This is a genomic window from Micromonospora sp. CA-248212 (assembly GCF_050948405.1).
Classification (GTDB): domain Bacteria; phylum Actinomycetota; class Actinomycetes; order Mycobacteriales; family Micromonosporaceae; genus Micromonospora.
Window position 1 is genome coordinate 674037 of sequence record NZ_CP192023.1, and the last position, 22904, is coordinate 696940.

A 22904-nucleotide genomic window follows, 5' to 3' on the forward strand; every position below is an offset into this window, starting at 1 on the left:
GTCGCCTGACTTGCTCACATGTAAGCCAGCGTGAACTCCGACCCGAGGACGTCCAGTGACCACCAGCAGCACGGTCCCGAGCGGAACCGCCGTCAGCACCCGAGCCGCCGTTCGCGGTTCCCGCCCGGTGACGCTGATCGCCATGTGCCTGGGCGCGATGATCACGTTCCTGCAGATCACCGCCACGGTCTCCGCCCTGACCACGATCCAGGCCGACCTCGAGGTCGACCCGACCACCGTGATCTGGATCCCCAGCGCCTACACCCTGGTTGTGGCGAGCCTGGTGCTGTCCGCCGCCACCCTGGGTAACCGCTACGGACGCCGGCGCATGTTCGGCGTCGGCATCCTCGCGATGATCGCCGGCGGCGTCGCCGTGGCCAGCGCGCCCACCGTGGCCTGGGTGATCGTCGGGCAGTTGGTCGCCGGCCTCGGTGGTGCCCTGATCCTGCCGAACAGCCTGGCGATCCTCGGCGCGACGTTCACCGACCCGCACCGCCGGACCGAGGTCATCACCGCCTGGTCGGCCGCCTCCGGCATCGGCCTGGCGATCGGCCCGCTCATCGCCGGTGCGCTGCTGCGTCAGCACTCCTGGCACAGCGTCTACGTGTCGACGATCGTGCTCGGCGTGGTCACCCTTGTCGTCACCGCGATCGGGGTGGCCGAGTCGCGGCCCAGCGCGGGCCGACTCGACCTGCCCGGACTGCTGCTGGGCACCGTCGCCATCGCCGCCGCCGTCTACGCCATGATCCAGGGCGGACGGGACGGCTACACCAGCGGAGTCGTGTCGACCGCCTGGATCGTCTCGGCCGTCGCGCTTGTCGCGTTCGTGCTGATCGAGTTACGCACCAGCGCGCCGATGCTCGACGTACGGCTGTTCCGTTCGGCGTCGTTCAGCGCCGTCATGGTCGTCGCCGCGGTGTCGCTGTTCGGCTTCACCGGTGTGGCGATCCTGCTCGTCCTCTTCCACGAACGTGCCCAGGCGCTCAGTCCGCTGGACACCGGTTGGCGGATGCTGGTGCTCTTCGGCGCGTACGTCCTCGTGGCCTTCGCCGCCGGGCGGGCCATCCGGCGTACCGGATTCAAGGCGCCGCTCACCCTCGGCCTGGTGCTCGGCGCGGTGGCCGCCTTCGGGCTGGCGGCGCAGGGCCCGACCACGACGTTCGACCACCGCTGGGCGCTGTTCGTGCTGTTCGGCGCGGCCAGCGGTCTGGTGGTGGCGCCGGCGACGGCGGCGGCGCTGGCCAGCGTGGCTCCCGCCCAGGCCGGCATGGCCTCCGGCGCGGTCAACGCCTCCCGGCAGGTCGGCTCGGTGCTCGGCTCGTCCCTGCTGGGCACGCTGCTCACCACCACGATGGCGGCCGACCTGCCGGACCGCCTCGCCGCCCACCTGGTGGGCGAACCCACCCGCAGCGCCGTGCGGGCGGCGGTCGCCGCCGGCGCGACCGGCGACCAGCCGCTGCCCGAACCGGTCCGGTCGGCGCTCGCGGAGGCCATGACCTCCGGAGTCCAGGCCGGTCTGCGGGTCACCGGCATCGTCTTCCTCGTCACCGCCGTCCTCGCGCTCACCCTCATCCGCAACCGCCCCCACCAGCGCTGACGCGAGCCCCGCCAGCGCCGGGCCGCCGCCCGGCAAGCACGAGCCGGGGGTACGCGTCAGCGCCCGGTTCCGCGATCAGCCGCCGATCGTGTCGAGGTCCTCGATCGCGTCGGCCGGCAGCGTCAGGTCGGCCGCGGCGAGGTTCTCCCGGAGGTGCGCCAGCGTCGACGTGCCGGGGATCAGCGCCATGGCGGGGGAACGCTGCAGCAGCCAGGCCAGCGCGACCTGCTGCGCTGAGGCGCCCACCCGGTCGGCCACGGCGTTGAGCGTGTCGGACTGCAACGGCGTGAACCCGCCGAGCGGGAAGAACGCGGCGAAGGCGATGTTCTCCGCCGCGCACCGGTCGACGAGCGGGTCGTCCTGTCGGTTGGCGAGGTTGTAGAGGTTCTGCACGGTGACCACCGGGGCGATGGCCTGGGCCTCGTCGAGCTGGGCGAGCGTGACGTTGCTGAGCCCCAGGTGTCGGATCAGGCCCTCCTGTCGCAGCTCGGCCAAGGCGCCGAACTGCTCGGAGAGGGGATCGTCGCCGGTGCCCTCGGCCACGCCGACCCGCAGGTTGACCACGTCGAGGACGTCCAGGCCGAGGTGCCGGAGGTTGTCGTGGACCTGGGCCTTCAGCTCGTCCGGTCGGAGCGCGGGGAGCCAGGAGGCGTCGTCGCCGCGCCGCGCGCCGACCTTGGTGACCAGGTGCAGATCCTCGGGGTACGGATGCAGCGCCTCGCGGATCAGCTCGTTGACCACCACCGGACCGTAGAAGTCGCTGGTGTCGATGTGGCGTACGCCCCGGTCGACCGCCTCGCGGAGAACGGCGAGAGCCTGCGCGTGGTCGCGCGGGGGGCCGAAGACGTGCGGGCCGGCGAGCTGCATCGCGCCGTAGCCCATCCGGCTCAGGGTGAGGCCGTCGGCGGGAGTCAGTGCGCCGCCAGGAAGATTGTCGCTCATGTGGTCCCTCTATCCGTTGTCGTAGCGGTTATGCGCACGACAACTCTCCTTCGTCTCCGCCCGACCGGCGGGGCGAGGTCTTCCTCAGCGTGACGCGGCCCGGGACAGGGGCTTGACGCGGCTTTGTTTGTGAGTGCACACTTACAAACATGCGATCCACCGCCGAGGCCCGTCGGGCCGTCGTTCTGAACGCCGCCGTGTCGGCCTTCGCGCGTACCGGCTTCCACGCCACGCCGGTCACCGCGGTCGCGGCCGCCGCCGGCATCTCCGAGGCGTACGTCTTCCGGCTCTTCGCCGGAAAGCTCGGGTTGTTCGTGGCGGCGGCCGAGGCGTGCTTCGAGCGGATCGTCGCGGCGCTGGAGATGGGCGCGGAGCGCGCCGGGGACGCCGGCCCGGACGAGATCCTGGACGCGATGGGCCGCGCCTACGCCGAGTTGATCGCCGACCGCGATCTCCTGCTGCTCCAGGTGCAGGCGCAGGCCGTCACGGACGTCCCCGAGATCGCCGCGGCGGTGCGGGCCGGCTACAAGCGCGTCGCCACCTTCGTGCAGAACCGGTCCGGCGCGGGCGATGCCCAGGTGCAGCAGTTCTTCGCGTACGGCCAGCTCTGCCACCTGATCGTGACGGCCGGCCTGGAGCAGGTGCCCGAGCCGTGGGCCCGGGCGCTGACCGCCGGCATCCAGCACCCCTGATTTCGACGTCCCACCACGGGCCGCTGCGGCGGCCCACTTTTTCCACCCGACATGTGAGTGAGTGAACACTCACAAACCAAAGGAGAGTAGCGATGACCAGCAGCGAGATGATCACCGAAGTGGTGCTGCCCGGCGTGGTCGAGCCGGATGGGCTCCAGATCAACCGACGCTCCATGCCCGTACCGGCCGCCGGACAGGCGCTCGTCGAGGTCGAGGCCACCGGCATCTCGTACGCCGAGCAGAGCATGCGCCGGGACCTCTACCCCGGTCAGCCGGCGTTTCCGTTCGTACCCGGCTACGACCTCGTCGGCACCGTTCGCGCGGTGGGACCGGGAGGGGACGCCTCGCTGGTCGGCACCCGGGTCGCGGTGGTCACCAAGACCGGCGCCTGGACCACGCACGCCGTCGTGGACGTCCACGACCTCACGCCCGTACCGTCCGGCCTGGATCCGGCCGCGGTCGAGACCGTCGTCGTGAACGGGGTGACCGCCTGGCAGATGCTGGACCGTGCCCGGCTGCGGTCCGGGCAGACCATCCTCGTGCACGGCGCGAACGGCGGTGTGGGGACGGTCCTCGTCCAACTCGGACGCCACCTCGGGTTGCGGGTCATCGGTACCGCGGCCCCGCGACACCACGAGGCGCTGCGGGCGCTCGGCGTCGAACCGCTCGACTACCGCGCCCCGGACCTGGCCGCACGTGTCCGGCAGTTGTCTCCCGACGGTGTCGACGCCGTCTTCGATCCGGTGGCCGGACCGGGCGTACGCACCTCGTACCGACTGCTCGCCCCCGGTGGCACGCTCGTCGTCTACGGCAACGCATCGGCCAACGGTGCCGCACGGTCGATCGTCTGGGTCTTCGTGAAGCTGCTGGCCCGCCTCTACACCTGGAACGCCCTGCCGAACGGCCACCGGGTCGGCTTCTACAACTTCTGGGCCGGCAGCCGCACGCGCGGCGCGGCGTTCCGGCGGCGGCTGCGCGCCGACCTCGGCAGCGTGCTCGACCTGCTCCGGCAGGGCGTGCTCGTGCCGCAGATCGCCGCCCGCTACCCCCTGACCGAGGTCTCCGAGGCGCTGGCCTTCGCCGAGGCCCGCACCCGGCCGGGCAAGGTGGTGCTGGAGCCCTGAGCCGGCTCAGCCGGCCTCCTCGCCGAGATGCCCGCGCAGGCTGACCAGCGCCCGGGTGAGCAGCCGGGAGACGTGCATCTGGGAGACGCCGATCCGCTCGGCGATCTGGACCTGGGTCAGGTTGCCGTGGAACCGCAGGCTGATGATCCGGCGCTCGCGTTCGGGCAGCGTGGCGAGCGCCGGGCCGAGGGCGACGCGGAGGTCGACGAGGTCCAGTTCGTGGTCGTCCACCCCGAGGGTGTCGCCGAGTTCCAAAGTGCCGTCGGCGCCCATGGGCGCGGACAGGGACGTCGTCCGGTACGCCCGGGCCCCCTCCAGCCCTTCCAGCACGGCCTCCTCAGAGACGTCGAGGTGGGTGGCGATGTCGGCGACCGTCGGCGAGCGGCCCAGGGTGTGCGTCAACGTGCTGTTGGCGGCGCTGATCGACAGCCGGAGTTCCTGGAGGCGGCGAGGGACCCGTACGGCCCAGGTGCGGTCCCGGAAGTATCGCTTGATCTCGCCGACGATGGTGGGGATGGCGTACCCACTGAAGTCGACGCCGCGGGCGGCGTCGAAGTGGTCGACGGCCTTGACGAGACCGACCATGGCGGTCTGCGTCAGGTCCTCGTCGGGCACGCCGCGCCCGGAGTAACGGCGGGCCAGGTGGCGGGCGAGCGGCATCCACGCCTCGATGGCACGGTCCCGCAGGGCCGGTCGGCGCGGATCGTCGGCCGGGGTGGTGACCAGTTCGACGATGAGTTGTTCGGTGCTGGCGGTGCTCCGACGGGTGGTGCCGGTGCCGGTCGTGTGCTCCACAGTGGTGACCATGAAACTGGTCCTCTCCACGGGTGCCCATCAGCGAGGTCGACCGGAGAGAGATCCGAACCGGCTGCCGCCGGAGCGCATGGACGGACGGCTGCGCTGTCGAGGAGGGTCCACAACCCGGGCCTCGCCACCGCGTCATGTCGTTCACGTGCCGGCCCCGATGCTACCCGAAAGTGCCAGCCATTACTAGCCGAAAGTATGAGTGGGTCAAGGTAGGGCGAGGTCAGGCGCACATTGGCAGTTCGCTTCCGGGCTTCTAGGGTGGTCAGGACACGGGGGAGGTGGAGCGTGGTCGACGCTGGCGACGCGGCGCGTTGGCTACAGCTCAACGCACCCCGGGGTGGCCCCGACGAGCTGTCGCTCCTCGTCGCTCGGGTGGCCCCGGCGATCGGCGCCACCGAGATCGTGATCTACCTGGCGGACTACACCCAGTCGTGCCTCGTGCCCATGCCGGACGCCGGTCCGACCCGGGACGAGCTGACGATCGAGACGACCCTGGCCGGACGGGCGTTCACGACCCTCGACGTGCAGCGAGCCGCGGACAGTCCGGACCGACTCTGGGTGCCTCTGCTGCTCGGCTGCGAGCGGCTGGGTGTCCTGGAGGTCGTGTCGCCGGCCGCTGGTGACCCGGCGTTGGACGGGCCCGCCTGGGAGTTGGCGGTCAACGTCTCCCAGGTCCTGGTGAACCGCCGGCTCTACGGCGATGTCGTCGAGCGGATGCGACGTCGCCTCCCGATGCAGGTCGCTGCCGAGATCGTGTGGGGGCTGCTGCCGCCGCTGACCTTTGCCACCGACGAACTGGTGATCACCGCGATCCTCGAACCGTGCTACGACGTCGGCGGGGACATCTTCGACTACGCGCTCAACGGCGACGTGCTCAGCGTCGGACTCTTCGACACCTGCGGGCACGGCATCAAGGCGAGCACCCTGGCCTCGCTGGTGGTCAGCGCGTACCGCAACGCTCGCCGGTCCGGCCTCGACCTCGTCGACACGGCGATCAGTATCGACCGGTGGGTGCGCTCCGAGCACCCCAGCTACTTCGCGACCGCGCTGCTCGCCGAGCTGGACCGGCGGACCGGTCGGCTCAAAATGATCAACGCGGGCCACCCCGGCGCCATGCTGCTGCGCGCCGGCAAGGCCATCCGGGAGCTGCCGGGGCCGACCGCGCTGCCGCTCGGCCTGGGTCACCTGACGGCGGCCAGACCCGAGGTGTACGAGGAGGAGCTGCACCCGGGCGACCGCATCCTCGCCTACACCGACGGCATCACTGATGCGCGCAGCGCCGACGGGGAGCGGTTCGGGCTGGACCGGCTCGTCGACTTCGTCAACCGTGCCCTCAATGACCGGCTGCCCAGCCCGGAGACGATGCGCCGCCTGGTGCGTGCCGTCCTCGCGTACCAGGACGAGCAGCTCGACGACGATGCCACGGCCCTGATCCTGGAGTGGCAACCGCCGCACGTGCCGCTGGGGCACCTGCGTCACGTCACCGTGCCCCACCCCTGACCGCCGAGTGGGATTTTGCACTCCCAGTGCACTTGTCTGGGGTTCGGAGGCTGTCTAGCGTCACACCATGGCTGACTCGTGGACCTTCGCCGTGGCCCGTGACGATCTCTCCCGGACCACGCTCACCGACGACGACGTGCCCGAGTTGCCCGATGGCGCGGCGCTGCTGCGCGTCGACCGCGTCGGCCTCACCGCCAACAACGTGACCTACGCGGTGCTGGGCGAGGCGATGCGCTACTGGGAGTTCTTCCCGCCCGGCCCGCGCGGGCTCGACGCGCAGTGGGGGCTCGTCCCGCTGTGGGGATTCGCCGAGGTGGTCGCGTCGACGGTCGCCGACGTCGAGGTGGGCCAACGGGTCTACGGCTATCTACCGTCCGCCGCCCACCTGGTGGTCCGGCCCGATCGGGTGGACGCGTCCGGGTTCCGCGACGCGAGCCCGCACCGCGCCGAGCTGCCCTCGCCGTACAACGCGTACCGGGCGACCAACGGCGACCCGGCCTACCAGGCCGAGCAGGAGGATCTGCTGATCCTGTTCCGGCCGCTCTTCTTCACCTCCTTCATGCTGGCCGACCAGGTCGTCGACAACGACTTCTACGGCGCGCGGTCGCTGGTGCTGTCGTCGGCGTCGAGCAAGACGGCGTACGCCGCCGCGTGCGAACTGCACGGCCGCGGCGCGCGCCTGATCGGGCTCACCTCGCCCGGCAACGTCGCGTTCACGCGGTCACTGGGCTGCTACGACGACGTTGTCCCGTACGACGCGATCGACACCCTCGACGTGGTCGACACCGCGTACCTCGACCTGTCCGGCGCGCCCACGACCCGGGCCGCGCTCCGCGAACACCTCGGCGACCGGCTCGTCCGGGACATCGCCGTCGGGCTCACCACCCAGACGCCCAACGCCGACGCCGCCGGAGAGGTCTTCTTCGCGCCCGTGCAGATGCGCAAGCGCGGTAGGGACTGGGGGCGCGACGGCCTCGACGCGCGGTTCACCGACGCCTGGCAGCGGTTCGTCCCGAAGGTGAGCGGATGGCTCGACGTGCGGGTCGGCCACGGTCCGGAGGCGCTGCGGGACGCCTGGCTCGACGTCCTCGCCGGTCGTACGCCCCCACGGGTGGGCCACGTCATCCAGCTCTAGCCGCGTTACGGCACGATGGCGTCGACGTAGCCGCCGTCGACCCGGACCGCAGCGCCCGTCGTCGCCGAGGCGAGCGGAGAGGCGAGGTACGTGACCATGTTGGCGATCTCCTCCGGCTCGATGAGCCGCTGGAGCAGCGACTGCGGCCGGTGCAGCCGCATGAACTCCCGCTGGGCCTCATCCCACGGGAGGCTGTCGCCCACCAGATCGGCGACGAGGTCCTCCACGCCGCCGGTGTGGGTCGGCCCGGCGAGCACCGAGTTGACGGTCACGCCGGTGCCGGCCGCGGCCTTCGCGAACCCGCGCGAGACGCCGAGCAGGGCGGTCTTCGAGACGCCGTAGTGGATCATTTCGGCGGGGATGACGACGGCCGAGTCACTGGCGATGTACTGCACCCGTCCCCAACCGCGGTCCATCATCGCCGGCAGGTAGGCGCGGGTCAGCCGGACACCGGCCAGCACGTTCACCTCGAAGTAGCGACGCCACTCGTCGTCCGAGATCTCCAACGGCTCGGTCGGTCCGAAGATGCCGAGGTTGTTGACCAGGATGTCGACGCTGGGCAGCAGGTCGAGCGTACGAGCCGCACCCTCGTCGGTCGACACGTCCGCGTCCACCTCGACGACCTCCGCGCCGGGGACCTCGTCGCGTAGCGCCTTCGCCGCGCGCCGCACGCTGGCGGCGGTACGGCCGTTCACGGCCACCCGCGCCCCCGCCCGGGCGAGCCCGACCGTGATGGCCGCGCCGATGCCCTGGGTCGAGCCGGTGACCAGCGCGGTCCTACCGGCAAGATCGATCTGAATCGTCATGTCCCGTCCCCGTCCTTGCGCACCGCACCCGCTTACCGCAGCCTCGACCGTAACGGTGTCGGCCGGACCCGGCAGGGTGAGTCGGACAGCTCACGCCCGACGGCCGCGGCCGGTGTCCGGTCCGAGCAGAAAACCGTAATCTGACCTGCCACCGCTCGTCTCCGATCAGGAGGCGGTCAGCGCGCACAGGCGCTGTTCGGACCGAGCGCACAAGGAGTGGAACCCATGTCGTCAGCCGGTCGGGCAGTTGCCGATCCCGGGTTGGTCGTCGCGGCGCGACAGGGCGACCGGCGCGCTCTAGACGACCTCGTGGCGGCCTCGCTTCCGCTGGTCTACAACATCGTCGGGCGCGCGCTGCGCGGTCACGCCGACGTCGACGACGTCGTCCAGGAGACTCTGGTACGGGTGATCCGGCACCTGCCCACCCTCAACGACCCGGAGGCGTACCGGTCCTGGCTGGTGGCGATCACCATCCGGCAGGTACGCGACTGGGACCAGCGCCGACGCCTCGCCCTCAACCGGGACGCCGGGCTGGACGCGATCCACAACGTGCCCGACCCCGCCTCCGACTTCGCCGGGATGACGATCCTCCGGCTCGGCCTCACCGACCAGCGACGTGAGGTCGCCGAGGCCACCCGGTGGCTCGATCCGGACGACCAGGAACTGCTGTCGCTGTGGTGGTTGGAGGAGACCGGCGAGCTGACGCGTACCGAGATCGCCGAGGCGGCGAATCTGTCGCCGGGGCACGTCGCGGTCCGCATCCACCGGATGAAGGAGCAGATCCAGAGCGCTCGCGGGGTCGTCCGCGCGCTGCACGAACGACCCGGGTGCCCGGACCTGCACGCCGTGACGGCCGAGTGGGACGGCAACCCGAGCCCGCTGTGGCGCAAGCGGTTGGGCCGACACGTCCGGGACTGTGCGTTCTGCGGTCACCTGGGCGCCGCCTTCCTGCCGATCGACCGGCTGCTCGCGGGGATGTCGCTGCTGCCGCTGCCGGCCGGCCTCAGCGCCCACCTCCCGCAGGCGACCGCGCCCATGGCCGTCGCACCGACCGTCGGGCCGTCGTCGAACGTTGCCGGCCTGGCGGCGCACGCGCCAAGTGGCCTGCTGCCGTCCCTCGCGGCTTCGGTGGCGGTGGCGGTCACCGCGGTCACCGCGTTGGTGGTGCTCCTGCCGGCTGATCCGGCCGCCGCGCCGCAGGCCACGCCCTCCTGGGCGGCGGCGCCGCCCGCCTCGCCCACCGTCGTCGCCTCGCCGAGCAAGGCGCCGTCGCCGAGCGTCCGTCCGTCGCCCTCGAAGGCGCCGGTCGTACCGGCGGTCAGCTCCGCGCGCAAGGGCGTGGGGGTGTGGAACTTCGCGGGCGCGAGTCAGGCGTTGGCCAACTCGAAGGCCGGTTGGTACTACACCTGGGGCACCCAGCATCCCGGCATCACCACTCCCAAGGGCGCGGCGTTCGTTCCCATGATCCGCAGCGCGGAGAACGTCAACGCCGGAGAGCTGGCCCGGGCCCGGGCGGCCGGGCCCTACCTGCTCGGCTTCAACGAGCCGGACCTGCCCGAGCAGGCCAACATGACCGTCGACCAGGCACTGGACCTGTGGCCGCAACTGATGGCGACCGGCAGCAAACTGAGCAGTCCGGCGGTCGCCTGGGGCGGGGCGGATCCGCAGGGTTGGCTGGGCAGGTTCATGGCCGGCGCCGAGGCCCGGGGCCACCGCGTCGACTTCATCGCCCTGCACTGGTACGGGGGCGACTTCACGACGGCCGCGGCCGTGAACCAGCTCCGGCAGTACCTGCAAGCCGTCTACCAGCGGTACAAGAAGCCGATCTGGCTGACCGAGTTCGCGCTGATCCGCTACGACGGCGGGCGTCAGGTGTTCCCCAGTCAGGAGCAGCAGGCCGCCTTCCTCACCGCGGCCACCAGCATGCTCGGCCAGCTCTCCTACGTGCAGCGGTACGCCTGGTTCGGCCTGCCCGCGACCGACAAGGACAAGTCCGGGTTGTTCAGCGACGGTTCCAAGGCGACGGCTGTCGGCCGCGCGTTCCAGGCGGCGCGCTGATGACCGGTTCCGCGCTCAAGACCCCCGCCTGGCGGATCGCCGGCGTCGCCGTGACCCTGGCCGCGACGACGTTGGCCGTCGGTCTGACCTGGAACGCGAGCCGCCCGGACCAACCCGCCGCGCCCGCGTCGTCAACTCCCGCGCCGGCCGCGTCGGTGCTGCTCAACGGCACCGACGACGCCTTCATCCAACTGCTGCTCCCGATGGACGAGGGTGTCCTCGCGCTGATCGACCATCTCGACACCCGTCCGTCGGCGACCGACCCCGCGCTGCGCGCCATCCTCGGTGACATCCGGACGGCACACCGGGCCGAGGCGTCGGAGCTGCGGAGTCTGCTGGCCGCCGGCAACGTCCCCGAACAGAACATCCACGAGGGGCACCAGATGCCCGGCATGGTGACGGACGACCGCCTCACCGAGCTACGCGCCGCCCCCGACGCCGAGGTGCCGTCCCGGGCCGTGGGTCTGCTCCGGGCGCATCTTGAGCAGACGGTGGTGCTGTGCCGGGGCGAGCAGAACGCCGGGGGCAGCCCGGAGGTGCGGGCGCTCGCCGGCCGGATCCAGACGACGCGGGCCGCCGAGCTGAGCGCTCTGGCGGGTCGTCCCGGCTCGACCGGCGATGCGGACCACTGACCTGTACGACACCGTCGGCGGTCCGGCGCGGGTGTCGCGGGCTGCCCATCGTGCCGCGACGACCGGGTACGCGGACAGCGTCCGGCGAGGTCGTACCGGTGGGGCAGGGTCACCCCGCCCGGGTGCCGCGACCACACCGACGGCGGGTTGGCGCGGTGGGCACCGCCGTGCCACGGGTCACGCCACCCTGGTTCGGGCGAGCGCGCTGGTGGGCCTGGGGTGGCTGCTCGCGATCCTCGCCGCGCCGCACGTCACCCTCTCCCCGGGCGGGCGGATGCTCGCCCTCTTCTGCCACCTGACCTGCCTGGTGGTGGGCTTCGGCGCGGTGTTGACGGTGGACTGGTTCAGCCTGCGCTGGCTGTTGCGTCGCGAACCGCTCGACGCCGTGCTGAACGCGGCACGGGCGGCTCACCCGCTCATCTGGCTGGGCCTCGTCGGTCTGGTGGTCAGCGGCGCGGCGTTGGGACCGGACACGTCCTCCGCGCTGGTGTGGGTCAAGCTGGTCGCGGTGCTCGTGGTCGGCGTCAACGGGCTCTTCCTCGGCCGGGTACGGGATCGACTCGTCGCGGTCCAGGACGGCCCGCGCTGGTCCGCTCTGCTGCCCGGCGTCGCCGCCGCCCTCACCTCCCAGCTCGGCTGGTGGGCCGCGACGCTGATCGGCTTCCTCAGCGCGAATCGCTGATCCGGTGGTCAGCCGGCCGGGTGGTCGGCCTCGAAGCGGGACCGGGTGAGGAACGCGAGCTGGGCGCGCTTGTCCGGCATGTCGATCTCGGCGTCGAAGGTGAACCCCTCGATCTCCAGGCGGCGCAGCGCGAGGTGGTTGCGGACGTCCGGCTCGACGACGATCCGCCGCGCGGCCGGGTCGCGGAACAGGAACCGCGCCAGGGCCGGACCGACCGCGTCGGTGAGACCACGGGCGAGGTGCCGGGCCGGGCTGAGCAGCAGGTGCATCCCGATGTCGCCGGGCTGTACGGCGTACCGCTCGCCGACCGGGTCCGCCTCGGGCTGGTAGGTCTGGAACAGGCCGACCGGCTCCCCGTCGACGCGGATCAGGTACGCGTGGTGCGTGGGCAGGCCGTCGACGAAGGTGTAGATCTCGCGGACCTGGTCGAGGGTGTGTGTCCCCATGCCCCAGAACGAGTTTCGGGGCAGCGTGACCCAGCGGTGCAGGAGTGCCGCGTCCCGGTCGGGCGCCACGGGTGTCAGCGTGAACTCGCCGAGGCCGGTGATCTTCTCCTGGTATGTCATGTCGTGCTCCTTTGCTGCTGCGGGCTGGGGTGGCGCGAGGGGGACGCGCGTTCCGCCTGCGGCGAAGGTAGGTTAGCCTGCCCTAACGAAGGCTCGCCTTACCTGGAGGGGTGCGTGAAGCGGAACTGGGAAGCCCTGGTCCTCAAGGCCATGGGAGGCCGGGACTTTCAGTTGACGGTGCGGGCCACCGAGTCGGTGGACGGGCACTACCAGCGGCTGCTCCTGGACGACGGCGGCCTGCTGGCGGCGTGCGGCGTCCACCCCACGATGTGGGTCCGACTGTGGTTCGACAACGACGGGCGGGCGCACCAGCGGGCGTACACGCTCGTCGACCCCGACCCGGCCACCGGCCGGTTCAGCCTCGAATTCGCCATCCACGATGGCTGCGCCGCCCGCTGGGCGACCTCGGCGCGGGTGGGCGACACCATCGTCGCCACCGTGCAGGGCAGTGCCTTCGCACTGCCCGACCCCGCGCCGGAGCACCTCTACCTCGTCGGCGACGCGGCCTCCCTGCCGGCGGTCAACAGCCTGCTCGACGCCGGCGCCGACATCCCGGCGACGATCTGGCTCGAGTACGCCCACGAGGGCGAGAAGGCCCTCGCGCCGCGCGCCCGGGCGCACCACGACGTGACCTGGGTGCCCCGGGACGCCGACGGCCAGCACCTCGTCGACACCGTCCGCTCCGATCTGCCGGCCAACGACGCGGCCCACTACTGGGTCGCCTGCGAGGCGGCCACCACCCGGGGCATCACCCGGCACATCCGCCGGACGCTGGGCGTGGACAAGGATCGGCTGACCTCGCTCGGCTACTGGAGAGCCCCGTGAGAGGCCGGCTCGGCACCCTCACCGCGCTGTACGTCACGCAGTACCTCGGCATCGGCTTCATCACCGTCGGACTGACCGCCATCCTGCGCGACGGCGGCACCTCGCTGGACACCCTCGCGCTGCTCCAGGTCGTCGGCGTGATCTGGCCCGTCAAGTTCCTCTGGGCGCCGATCCTCGACCGGTACGGCTCCCGTCGGCACGGCCACTACCGATCCTGGCTGCTCGTCCTCCAGAGCGCCCTGGTGTTGGCCCTGCTGGCCCTGCTGCCGTTTCCCCGTCCGGCCGACGCGCTCGGTCCGGTCATCGCGATCTGCGCCGCGTACGTCTTCTTCTCCGCCACCCAGGACATCGCCGTGGACGCCGTCGCCGTGCGGATGCTCCACGAGGCGGACCGGGGGACCGGCAACGGCATCCAGGTGGCGGCGAGCTACCTCGGCAACCTGCTCGGCGGCGGCGCCTGCGTACTGGTCTACGACCGGTTCGGCTGGGTGCCGGCGGTCGGCCTGCTGGCCGCGATGACCGCGGTCGGGCTGCTGGTGGTGTGGCGGTTCGCCGAGCCGGCCCGTACCGATCGGGTCGACCGCGTCGGTACCGCCTACCGGGCGCTGCTGTCGGTGTTCGGCCAGCCCGGCTGCCGGCGGTGGACCTTCGGCGTCGTGCCACTGGTCTACGTCGGCGCGGGCATGGCGTACGCGCTGGTCACGCCCGCCCTGGTGGACGCGGGATGGTCGTTGGGCCGGATCGGGGTGGTGACCGGTGTGGTGACCAGCGCGCCGGCCATCGTGGCCGGGCTGGTCGCCGGGGTTGGCGTCGGCCGGTTCGGTCGCGGCACCATGCTCGTGGCCGGCGGGGTGGCCCTCGTGGTGTCGACGACGATGCTGCTGCCGTTGCTGAACGGCCGTGCCCCGCTGGGCGGGACCGTCGTCGCCCTCTGCTGCTTCATGGTGGCCTACACGATCGCCAACGTCGTGCTCTACACGGTCAACATGGACTATTCGCGGCCGGGAACCGGTGGCACCGATTTCACCGTCCTGTCGTCGTTCGGCCTGGTGTGCTCGTTCGTCGCCTCCTCGCTGGGCCTGGCGGCCGCGGACCGGGTCGGCTACCCGCCGGTGGCGGTCGCCGCCGTCGTGCTGGTGGCCGCCGGGGTCGCCCTCGGTCTGGCGCACCAGCGTCGGTTCCCGCGCACACCCCACGCCGCCTCCGAACCGGCTACCGAGCGCAGGTCGACCGGCGTACGGGCGGCGGTGTGACGCTCACCCAGCCGGTCACCGCTCCCACGGCGTCGGCCCGACCACCACACCGCTGGCTCGTCCTGGCCGTGCTCTGCGTCGCCCAGCTCGTCGTGGTGCTGGACAACACGGTGCTGACCGTGGCGGTGCCGGTGCTCACCAGCGAGCTGGGCGCCAGCACCGCCGACGCGCAGTGGATGATCAACGCGTACGCCCTGGCCCTGTCGGGGCTGCTGCTCACGGCCGGCGCGGCCGCGGACCGGTACGGCCGACGCCGGATGCTGCTCGCCGGGCTCGTCCTGTTCGGACTCGGCTCACTGGCGGCGGGCCTCGCGAGCAGCAGCGGTCAGTTGATCGCCGCACGGGCGGGGATGGGCGTCGGCGGGGCGCTGCTGGTCACGTCGACGCTCGCGGTGGCGATGCAGGTCTTCGACGGGCCCGAACGCTCCCGCGCCATCGGCATCTGGGCCGCCACCAGCGCGTTCGGCTTCGCGGTCGGGCCGCCGATCGGTGGCACCATCCTGGCCCACCTGCCGTGGGGTGCCATCTTCCTGCTGAACGTCCCCATCGTGCTGGTCTGCCTGCTCGTCGGGAGGGCGCTCGTTCCCGAGTCCCGCGGCACGACCGGGGGCCGGCTCGACGGGTGGGGCGCGGCGCTCTCCACCGCGGGGCTGACCGCGGTCGTCTTCGCGATCATCGCCGGGCCGGAGCGGGGTTGGGCCTCGACCGAGGTGGTCGGTACGGCGGGTGCCGGCGTACTCCTGCTCGGCTGGTTCGTCCGCTGGGAGCGGCGGATCGCCCACCCCATGCTGGACCTGCACTTCTTCCGGAACCGGCAGTTCGTCGGCGCGGTGTCCGGGGTCGTCCTGGTCACCTTCGGGGCGACCGGCGCGCTGTTCCTGCTGACCCAGCACCTCCAGTTCGTCCGTGGCTATCCGGCCTGGGAGGCGGGCCTGCGCATGGCCCCCTTCGCGCTGTCCATCGTGCTGCTCAACGTCAGCGGGGTGGCGGCCGCCGTGATCCGTCGTCTCGGGCTGGCCGCCGCCATCGCCGTCGGCATGACCCTGCTCGCGGCCGGCCTCGCGGCGGTGACCCTCCGGTCGGACGACGGGTACGGGGTGCTGCTCGCTGGCCTGCTCGTCATGGGCGTCGGCTGCGCGCTGGCCAACCCGGCGATCGTGGAGGCGGTGATGAGCGCGATCCCGGCCGAGAAGGCCGGCGCCGGCGCCGGAGTGGACGGGACCATGACCGAGGTCGGCAGCAGCCTCGGCATCGCCGTACTCGGCGCGGTCCTGAACGCTCGGTTCGCGGCGCTGCTGCCCGCCGCGCTGGCCGGCGCGGACTCGTTCCCGGCGGCGCTCGCCGCCGCGCGGGAGGGACCGCAGCGGGCGGCCGTGACCAGCGCCTTCGCCTCCGCGCTGGAGACCGGGCAACTGGTCGGCGCGGCCGCGGTGCTGGCCGGTGGTCTGCTCGCCGCCGCGCTGCTGCGCCGCGCGCACACCGCCCGGACGCCGACGGCCGGCGGTTAGGCCGGCGGCTCGACCGCCTCGGCGAGCACCTCCAGCACGTGCCGGTACGGCTGCCCGGTGGCCCGACTCATGCCCATCTCGCAGGTGCGGTTGCAGGAGGCGTACGCGTCGTGCGGGCGCTCGTTGACCTCGGCGGCCTGGGCGGCGGTCGCGCCGGCGGTGACCTCGGGGTGCAGCAGTCCCCGGTCACCGGCGAAGGCGCAGCAGCCCCAACTGTCCGGCACGGTCACCGTGTCGGCGACGGCCCGAGCCACCGTGTGCAGGTCGTCGACGCCGTCGAGGTGCACTGTGGAGCAGGTGGGGTGCAGCGCGAGCGAACCGAGTCGCCGGGCCTCGGGCAGCGCCGGCAGCAGGTGCCGCGCGGTGAAGGTGACGCTGTCGACGAAGCGCAGCCCGGCGTACCGCGCCCGGTCTTCCTCGGCGAGCGCGGCGGTCAACTGGGCGAGACCGTGGGTGCAGGACGACGCGTCGCACACGACGGGCAGCCGGCCGTGGTCGCTGGCGGCCCAGAGCACGGCCAGGGTGCGCTCGGCCATCTCGCGGTGCCCGGCCGGGTAGCCCTTGGACTGCCAGGGCGTCCCGCAGCACAGACCCGCCGTGCCGGCCGGTACGACCACCGGCACCCCGGCCAGGTCACACAGGCGCAGGAACGCCGCCGCCGAGCCGCCGGACGGACCGTCCTGGGCCGCGAAGACGCTGCCGATGCAGGCCGCGAAGAACACCGCCTGGGCGTCCGGCGCGCTGCGCGGCGTCGGACGGGACGCGCCGGCCCGGGGGATGTCGTCGCTCCACTGTGGTACGAGTTCGGTGCCACCGAGGGACCGGATCACCCCGGTAGCGGCGCGGACCACCGGCGTCGGGGTGACGTGCGCGGCGTTCAGCCCGACCCGGACACCGGTCACGGCGGCCTTCCAGTGCCGCGCCACACCGGCTGCGGTGCGCTGCGCGCGCGGGCTGTGCCGCTCGGCGCGCAGCCGCTTCATCGCGGCTCCGGTGTCGATGCCGACCGGGCAGGCGGTGACGCAGAGGCTGTCGGCGGCGCAGGTGTCCACCGCCGCGTACGCGTAGTCGTCGGTCAACTCCCGGCGGCGCTCCTCGTCACCGGCGGCGGTGGCGAGGGCGATCTGCCGTTGCAGCACGATGCGCTGCCGGGGCGTGGTGGTGACGTCGGCGGTGGGGCAGACCGGCTCGCAGTAGCCGCACTCCACGCAGGCGTCCAACTCCTCGTCGACCGTCGGGACGGCCTTGAGCTGCCGCAGGTGCACGCTCGGGTCGTCGTTGAGCAGCACGCCCGGGTTGAGCAGGCCGCTCGGGTCGCACAGCCGCTTCAGTTCGCGCATGACGTCGTACAGCTCGTCGCCGTACTGCCGGCGGACGAAGGGCGCCATGGCCCGGCCGGTGCCGTGTTCGGCCTTGAGGGTGCCGCCCTCGGCGAGCACGAGGTCGACCATGTCGTCGGTGAACCGCGCGTAGCGGTCGATCTCGGCCGGCGTGTCGAAGGACTGGGTGAGCATGAAGTGCAGGTTGCCGTCGCGCGCGTGTCCGAAGATCACCGCGTCGGCGTACCCGTGCCGCTCGAACAGGTCGATCAGGCCGTCGCAGGTGCCGGTCAGGCGGGGCATCGGCACCGCGATGTCCTCCAGCAGGGCCGTGGTGCCGGGTGGTCGGGCCCCGGCGACCGCCGTGTAGAGGCCCTTGCGCAGGTGCCAGAGCTTGGCCCGCTCGCGCGGGTCACGGGTCAGCTCGGTGCCGGTGACGGCCGGCAGCCGGTCGAGCACTCGCCGGGCGTCGGCGAGCGTCGCGGCCAGGTGCTCCGCGCTGTCCTCGGCGAACTCCACCAGCAGCGCCGCGTGACCGGTGACGGTCATCCCGCGCAGGGTCGCGCTCGCGCCGGGGTCGCGCTGGCTGACCCGCAGCGCGGCCGCGTCCAGCAGCTCGGCGGTACGCGCGCCGGCGGCGAGCAGGGCGGGCAGCGCGTCGGTGGCGTCGGTGAGACCGGGCAGGATGAGCAGCCCGGTGGCGGCATGGGGGTGGATCTCGACGGTGCGGAAGACGGCCTCGGCCACGAAGCCGAGGGTGCCCTCGCTGCCGATCATCAGGTGGGCGAGCATGTCGACCGGGCTGCTGTGGTCGAGCAGCGAGTTCAGTCCGTACCCCATGGTGTTCTTCATCGCGAACAGCCGCTCGACGGTGGCCCGCGAGCCGGGGTCGGACCGCACCCGGTCGCGCAGCCGCAGCAGCCCGGCGTGCAGCTCGGGTTCGGCGGCCCGCAGCCGCTCGTCGGCGTCGCGGGCGGCGGAGTCGACGACCGTGCCGGACGGCAGCACGAAACGTAGCGACTCCATCGTGCGGTACGCGTTGTCGGTGGTACCGCAGGTCATCCCGCTGGAGTTGTTGGCCACCATGCCGCCCACCGTGCAGGCGGCCTCGCTGGCCGGGTCCGGGCCGAGCCGCCGGCCGTAGCGGGCCAGCCGGGCGTTGGCCTGCCGGATCGTCAGCCCTGGCTGGAGCCGGATGCGCCGCCCGTCGTCGAGGACCTCCGCGTCGCGCCAGTCGGTGCGCACGTCGACCAGGACCCCCGCGCCGCCGGCCTGCCCGGCGAGGCTGGTGCCGCCGCCGCGCAGGGTCAGCGGCACCCCGGCCTCGCGGGCGCCGGCCATCAGCGCGCCCACCTCGGCCGCCGAGGCGGCGCGGACCACCGCCTGCGGCTCGAACAGGTACGGCGAGGCGTCGTGCGCCGCCGCGAGCCGCCGGGGCAGCTCGGCGCTGGCCCGGCTCGGGTCGTCGAGGCGGGAGCGCAGCAGGTCGGCGACCTCGCGGGCGCGGACGCCGGCGGCGGTCGGCGCGGGTACGACGGTGCTCATGGGCGGATCCTCCCGTGCGGGGGCGGTCAGTCGGACGCGACGATCAGCAGCCTGGTCGGGGCGGTGCCGCCCGGCGCGGGTAGCCGCAGCGGCTCGCGGCCGGGGGTGATGCTGCCGAGCACCGAAGCGTGCCGCGCGCCGGTGCCCGAAGGCAGGGTGCCCGGCAGCCCGTGCACGGTCAGGTAGCCCAGCAGCGCGAACGCCAGCGCCTCCTTGGCGTCCGACGGGACACCCACCTCGTCGCTGGACGTCAGGTCGACGCCCGGCAGCTCGTCGACGAGCATGCCCATCAGCGTGGGGTTGTGCGCCCCGCCGCCGGAGACCACGAGCCGGGTGACGCCGTGCGCGCGGCAGGCGTCGGCCACCGTGACCGCCGTCAGCCGGGTGAGCGTGGCCAGCACGTCCCGCGAATCCGGGGTGGGCACGTCGGCCAGGGCGGCGAGCAGGTACGGCAGGTGGAACAGCTCCTTGCCGGTGCTCTTCGGGCCGGGCAGCCGGTAGTACGGCTCGTCGAGCAGCCGCCGCAGCAGCGCCGGGCTCACCTGCCCGGCGGCTGCCCCGCGCCCGTCCCGGTCGTACTCCTCGACGCCGCCGCTGAAGTGGCGTACGGCGGCGTCGAGAAGCGCGTTGGCCGGTCCGGTGTCGAACGCGAGAGGGTCGGCGTCCGCTGCGACGACCGTGATGTTGGCGATCCCGCCCAGGTTGAGGGCGGCCGGGATGCCCGGCAGACCGCGCAGCAGCAGCGTGTCGAAGAGGGCGACGAGCGGTGCGCCCTGGCCGCCGGCCGCGACGTCGCGGCTGCGCAGATCGGCCACGACCGGAAGTCCGGTGGCCTCGGCGATCCAGGCCGGCTGACCCAGTTGCAGGGTGCCCCGGACCGTGCCGTCCTCGACCCAGTGGTGCATGGTCTGGCCGTGTGAGACGACCAGGTCGGCCCGCCCCTCGCACAGCTCGGCGAGGGCTCGCGTGCCGGCTGCGGCGAACGCCTGGCCGATGCCGGTGTCCAGCACGCAGATCGCCTCGGTGGTGGTCGGCGCGGGTGGCAGGGCGGCGGCGATCCGGGCCCGCAGCTCGTCCGGGTACGGGTGGCTGAGCCGGCCCAGCGGGCGCATCCGCAGGGTGTCGCCGGTCAGCTCGAACTCCGCGGCGGCGGCTTCGATGCCGTCGTACGAGGTGCCGGACATCAGGCCGATCACGCGCATGGCGGTCTCCTTCATGCCCGGCCCACGGGTGCCGCCGTCGTCTCGTCGTCATCGTCGACGCGGCTGTGGTCGTACGGCGTCGGGGCCGGGTGGAACCAGCTCGACACCACGCCGACGGCCAGGGTGATCAGCACGCCGATCGGCACCAGCCACTGTGCGGCGATGGCGGTCGCGGTGGTGGTGCCGGCCGTCGTCACATCGATCTTGACGTAGCGGACGATGTACGTCATCACCGCGATCGTGACGAGGAACGCGATCACCGCGTCGACCTGGTTGGCCCGCTTCACGAGGCGGCCGAGCAGGAACGCGCCGAGCAGCGCTCCGTAGGTGTAGCCGGCGATGGTCAGACCGGTCAGGTAGACGTTTCCGGTGCTGGAGCTGAACGCGCAGGCGAAGATCGCCATCAGCACCGCCCAGACCAGGGTCATCACCCGGGCGAGGCGGAGCATGGCGTCGTCCGACGGGACCTTCTTAAAGAAGCTGTGGATGAAGTCGGCGACCGTGGAGTTCGACATCGAGTTCAGCGCCGACGACAGCGACCCCATCGCCGCGCCGAGGATGCCGGCGACCAGCAGGCCCGAGATGCCCACCGGCAGGGCGTGCAGGATGAAGTTCGGGTACAGGTTGTCGGTGCTGTTCAGGCCCAACTCCTTGAAGGTCTGGCCCTTGTTGTACGACCAGAGCAGCGCGCCGACCAGCGAGAACGCCGCGAACTGGATGACCACGAAGATGCCCGAGGAGACCATCGCCAACTGGCCCTCGCGCAGCGTGCGGGTCGACAGGATGCGCTGGACGATGAGCTGGTCCGACCCGTGGCTGGCCATCGCGAAGATGGCGCCACCGATGATCGCGGTCGGCAGCGCGAACGGGCTGGTGAGCACGTGCGCGAGGTCGAAGTTGGTGTCGAAGAGCTGGAACTTGCCGGCGTCCAACGCCTGCGAGTAGCCGTCGAACCCGATGGCGTGGCTGAGCACCGCGACGGCCAGGATCGCCCCGCCGAGGTAGAGGCCCATCTGGATGGCGTCGGTCCAGATGACCGCCTTGATGCCACCGAGGTAGGTGTAGACCACCGTGATCAGTGTCAGCACGATGATGATCGCCTGGTAGCCGACGTTCAGCCCGAACTCGTCGAGGAGCAGCTTGATCGGGATGGCCGAGGCGAACAGTCGTACGCCCTCGGCGAGCAGGCGGGTGAAGACGAAGGTGATCGACGCCAGGCCCTGGAGTTTCAGGCCGAACCGCTCACCGAGGTACTGGTAGGCGCTGACGAAGCCACCCCGCTTGTAGAGCGGGATGAGTACCGCGGCCACGATCACGCGGCCGATCACGTAGCCGAGGGCCAGTTCGACGTTGCCGAAGCCCTGACTGCTGTACGCGCCGCCGGGCACGCTGATCACCGTCAGAACGCTTGTCTCGGTGGCGACCACGGAGAACGAGACGGTCCACCAGGGCAGTTTTCCCTCGCCCACGAAGTAGTCCTTGGACGACTTCTGTTTACCGGACAGGCGTAGTCCGACGGCGGCGATCACCACGAGGTACAGCACGATCACGACAAGGTCGAGTTGACGCACGGTTCACTCCCAACCAGCGGGGTTGTCAATAAGTGACGTTGGCCCACACTAACCCGAAACTTTTTGCCAGTGCCCGTCCGGTCTGGTTACGCTGTGGTCTCAGCCTGCCGATACGGGGCGGACGCGAGGCCCAAACGGTGCGTTGCCGGCGGATTCTCAACGATCTGGCGCGCGTCGCCGAACTGGTCAGGGAGCACTCGCCCGGTCGGCGACTGAGTCACCAGCGAGAGGAACGAACACCCCGTGGACCTCAGCACCCTCGGCACCGAGACCCGCAACGACAACACCACCGACCTCGACCGCATGTCGCCCACCGAGATGCTCCTCGCCATGAACGACGAGGACCACACGGTCGCGGACGCCGTCCGCCGGGCCGTGCCGGACATCGCGGCCGCCGTCGACGTCGTCGTGGCCTCGCTGCGCCGAGGCGGTCGGTTGATCTACCTGGGCGCCGGCACCAGCGGCCGGATCGGCATGCTCGACGCCGTCGAGTGCCCACCGACCTTCGGTACGTCGCCCGAGCGGGTCGTCGGTCTGCTCGCCGGCGGGGCGGGAGCGTTCGGCGTCGCCGTCGAGGGCGCGGAGGACGACCCGGACCGTGCCGTCGCCGATCTCGACGCGATCGGGGTCAGCGACCGCGACACGGTGGTGGGGCTCGCGGCCAGCGGTCGTACCCCGTATGTGGTGGGTGGGTTGGCGCACGCCCGCGCGCGGGGGGCGAGCACCGTCTCCGTCGCCTGCAACACCGACGCGGTGATCAGCCGGCACGCCGACGTCGCCATCGAGGTGCCCACCGGCCCCGAGGTGCTCACCGGCTCGACCCGGCTCAAGGCCGGCACCGCCGAGAAGCTCGTCTGCAACATGCTCTCGACCGCCACGATGGCCCGGCTCGGCAAGGTCTACGGCAACCTGATGGTGGACATGAACGCCACCAACGCCAAGCTCGTCGACCGGGCGCGTCGCATCGTCGCCGAGGCCGCCGACACCGATCTCGACACGGCCGCGGAGGCGCTGGCCGCGGCGCACGGCCATGCCAAGACGGCCATCGTGCTGCTGCTCGCGCACTGCACCGCTGAGGAGGCCGCGGCACGGCTGCGCGAGGCCGACGACGACGTCCGGGCGGCCGTCGCGGCCTGACCG

At 72.2% G+C, this 22904-nt stretch carries 19 protein-coding genes; 12 read left to right on the forward strand and 7 right to left on the reverse strand.

Going from position 1 to position 22904, the window contains the following annotated elements; all coding sequences use genetic code 11:
* Positions 1-55: 55 nt before the first annotated feature.
* On the forward strand, positions 56-1597 hold the full coding sequence (locus ACQP03_RS03160) for an MFS transporter (RefSeq protein WP_433460201.1): 1542 nt from the start codon (positions 56-58) through the stop codon (positions 1595-1597).
* A 75-nt stretch (positions 1598-1672) separates the two neighbouring features.
* On the opposite strand, the gene ACQP03_RS03165 is transcribed toward ACQP03_RS03160, so the two are convergent.
* Positions 1673-2539 carry an oxidoreductase gene (locus ACQP03_RS03165; RefSeq protein ID WP_357124149.1) on the reverse strand — a complete coding sequence of 289 codons (867 nt, stop codon included), beginning with the start codon at positions 2537-2539 and terminating at the stop codon, positions 1673-1675.
* Between the two features lie 149 nt (positions 2540-2688).
* On the opposite strand from ACQP03_RS03165, the gene ACQP03_RS03170 reads away from it, so the two are divergent.
* Positions 2689-3231, forward strand: coding sequence for a TetR/AcrR family transcriptional regulator (locus tag ACQP03_RS03170; RefSeq protein ID WP_357124152.1), 543 nt, complete (start codon positions 2689-2691; stop codon positions 3229-3231).
* A gap of 92 nt (positions 3232-3323) precedes the next feature.
* On the forward strand, positions 3324-4355 hold the full coding sequence (locus tag ACQP03_RS03175; RefSeq protein ID WP_357171947.1) for a medium chain dehydrogenase/reductase family protein: 1032 nt from the start codon (positions 3324-3326) through the stop codon (positions 4353-4355).
* A 6-nt stretch (positions 4356-4361) separates the two neighbouring features.
* Here the strand turns inward: ACQP03_RS03175 and ACQP03_RS03180 are convergent, their stop codons facing one another.
* Positions 4362-5162, reverse strand: coding sequence for an RNA polymerase sigma factor SigF (locus tag ACQP03_RS03180; protein WP_357124158.1), 801 nt, complete (start codon positions 5160-5162; stop codon positions 4362-4364).
* Between the two features lie 285 nt (positions 5163-5447).
* On the opposite strand from ACQP03_RS03180, the gene ACQP03_RS03185 reads away from it, so the two are divergent.
* Both ACQP03_RS03185 and ACQP03_RS03190 read left to right on the forward strand, forming a co-directional pair.
* A complete protein-coding gene (locus tag ACQP03_RS03185) occupies positions 5448-6662 on the forward strand; it encodes a PP2C family protein-serine/threonine phosphatase (RefSeq protein WP_357171946.1) in 1215 nt (404 codons plus the stop codon).
* A 67-nt stretch (positions 6663-6729) separates the two neighbouring features.
* Positions 6730-7797, forward strand: a complete 1068-nt coding sequence (locus tag ACQP03_RS03190) for a DUF2855 family protein (protein ID WP_433460204.1) — start codon at positions 6730-6732, stop codon at positions 7795-7797.
* 5 nt (positions 7798-7802) lie between these two features.
* Here ACQP03_RS03190 and ACQP03_RS03195 read toward each other — a convergent pair whose 3' ends face one another.
* Positions 7803-8603, reverse strand: a complete 801-nt coding sequence (locus ACQP03_RS03195; RefSeq protein ID WP_396831909.1) for an SDR family NAD(P)-dependent oxidoreductase — start codon at positions 8601-8603, stop codon at positions 7803-7805.
* A gap of 225 nt (positions 8604-8828) precedes the next feature.
* Between ACQP03_RS03195 and ACQP03_RS03200 the strand changes: the two genes are divergently transcribed.
* Genes ACQP03_RS03200 through ACQP03_RS03210 form a run of 3 tightly spaced genes read left to right on the forward strand, consistent with a single transcriptional unit; the run spans position 8829 to position 11975 of the window.
* Complete coding sequence (locus ACQP03_RS03200; protein WP_396831908.1) at positions 8829-10661, forward strand: sigma-70 family RNA polymerase sigma factor; 1833 nt, start codon at positions 8829-8831, stop codon at positions 10659-10661.
* The gene (locus tag ACQP03_RS03205; RefSeq protein WP_396831907.1) at positions 10661-11293 is read left to right on the forward strand and encodes a DUF305 domain-containing protein; all 633 of its coding nucleotides are present in this window, start codon (positions 10661-10663) and stop codon (positions 11291-11293) included. Before ACQP03_RS03200 ends, ACQP03_RS03205 begins: the two co-directional genes overlap by 1 nt.
* Complete coding sequence (locus ACQP03_RS03210) at positions 11280-11975, forward strand: hypothetical protein (protein WP_396831906.1); 696 nt, start codon at positions 11280-11282, stop codon at positions 11973-11975. Before ACQP03_RS03205 ends, ACQP03_RS03210 begins: the two co-directional genes overlap by 14 nt.
* 8 nt (positions 11976-11983) lie before the next feature.
* Here the strand turns inward: ACQP03_RS03210 and ACQP03_RS03215 are convergent, their stop codons facing one another.
* Complete coding sequence (locus tag ACQP03_RS03215) at positions 11984-12541, reverse strand: GNAT family N-acetyltransferase (protein WP_357171940.1); 558 nt, start codon at positions 12539-12541, stop codon at positions 11984-11986.
* 114 nt (positions 12542-12655) lie between these two features.
* Between ACQP03_RS03215 and ACQP03_RS03220 the strand changes: the two genes are divergently transcribed.
* From ACQP03_RS03220 to ACQP03_RS03230, 3 genes are read left to right on the forward strand one after another with little or no spacing between them, the layout of a single operon-like run.
* On the forward strand, positions 12656-13366 hold the full coding sequence (locus ACQP03_RS03220; RefSeq protein ID WP_357124183.1) for a siderophore-interacting protein: 711 nt from the start codon (positions 12656-12658) through the stop codon (positions 13364-13366).
* Positions 13363-14619 (forward strand): MFS transporter, encoded by a 1257-nt coding sequence (locus tag ACQP03_RS03225; RefSeq protein WP_433460208.1) that lies wholly within the window; start codon positions 13363-13365, stop codon positions 14617-14619. Before ACQP03_RS03220 ends, ACQP03_RS03225 begins: the two co-directional genes overlap by 4 nt.
* Positions 14616-16127 carry an MFS transporter gene (locus tag ACQP03_RS03230; protein ID WP_433460210.1) on the forward strand — a complete coding sequence of 504 codons (1512 nt, stop codon included), beginning with the start codon at positions 14616-14618 and terminating at the stop codon, positions 16125-16127. Before ACQP03_RS03225 ends, ACQP03_RS03230 begins: the two co-directional genes overlap by 4 nt.
* Here ACQP03_RS03230 and ACQP03_RS03235 read toward each other — a convergent pair.
* From ACQP03_RS03235 to ACQP03_RS03245, 3 genes are read right to left on the reverse strand one after another with little or no spacing between them, the layout of a single operon-like run.
* Positions 16124-18991 (reverse strand): FAD-binding and (Fe-S)-binding domain-containing protein, encoded by a 2868-nt coding sequence (locus ACQP03_RS03235; RefSeq protein WP_357171937.1) that lies wholly within the window; start codon positions 18989-18991, stop codon positions 16124-16126. The genes ACQP03_RS03230 and ACQP03_RS03235 overlap by 4 nt on opposite strands.
* Before the next feature lie 26 nt (positions 18992-19017).
* A complete protein-coding gene (locus tag ACQP03_RS03240; protein WP_357171936.1) occupies positions 19018-20193 on the reverse strand; it encodes an anhydro-N-acetylmuramic acid kinase in 1176 nt (391 codons plus the stop codon).
* Between the two features lie 11 nt (positions 20194-20204).
* The gene (locus ACQP03_RS03245) at positions 20205-21764 is read right to left on the reverse strand and encodes a sodium:solute symporter (protein ID WP_357171935.1); all 1560 of its coding nucleotides are present in this window, start codon (positions 21762-21764) and stop codon (positions 20205-20207) included.
* A gap of 243 nt (positions 21765-22007) precedes the next feature.
* Between ACQP03_RS03245 and murQ the strand changes: the two genes are divergently transcribed.
* Positions 22008-22901 carry an N-acetylmuramic acid 6-phosphate etherase gene (murQ, locus tag ACQP03_RS03250; protein WP_357124201.1) on the forward strand — a complete coding sequence of 298 codons (894 nt, stop codon included), beginning with the start codon at positions 22008-22010 and terminating at the stop codon, positions 22899-22901.
* The last annotated feature ends 3 nt before the right edge of the window (positions 22902-22904 follow it).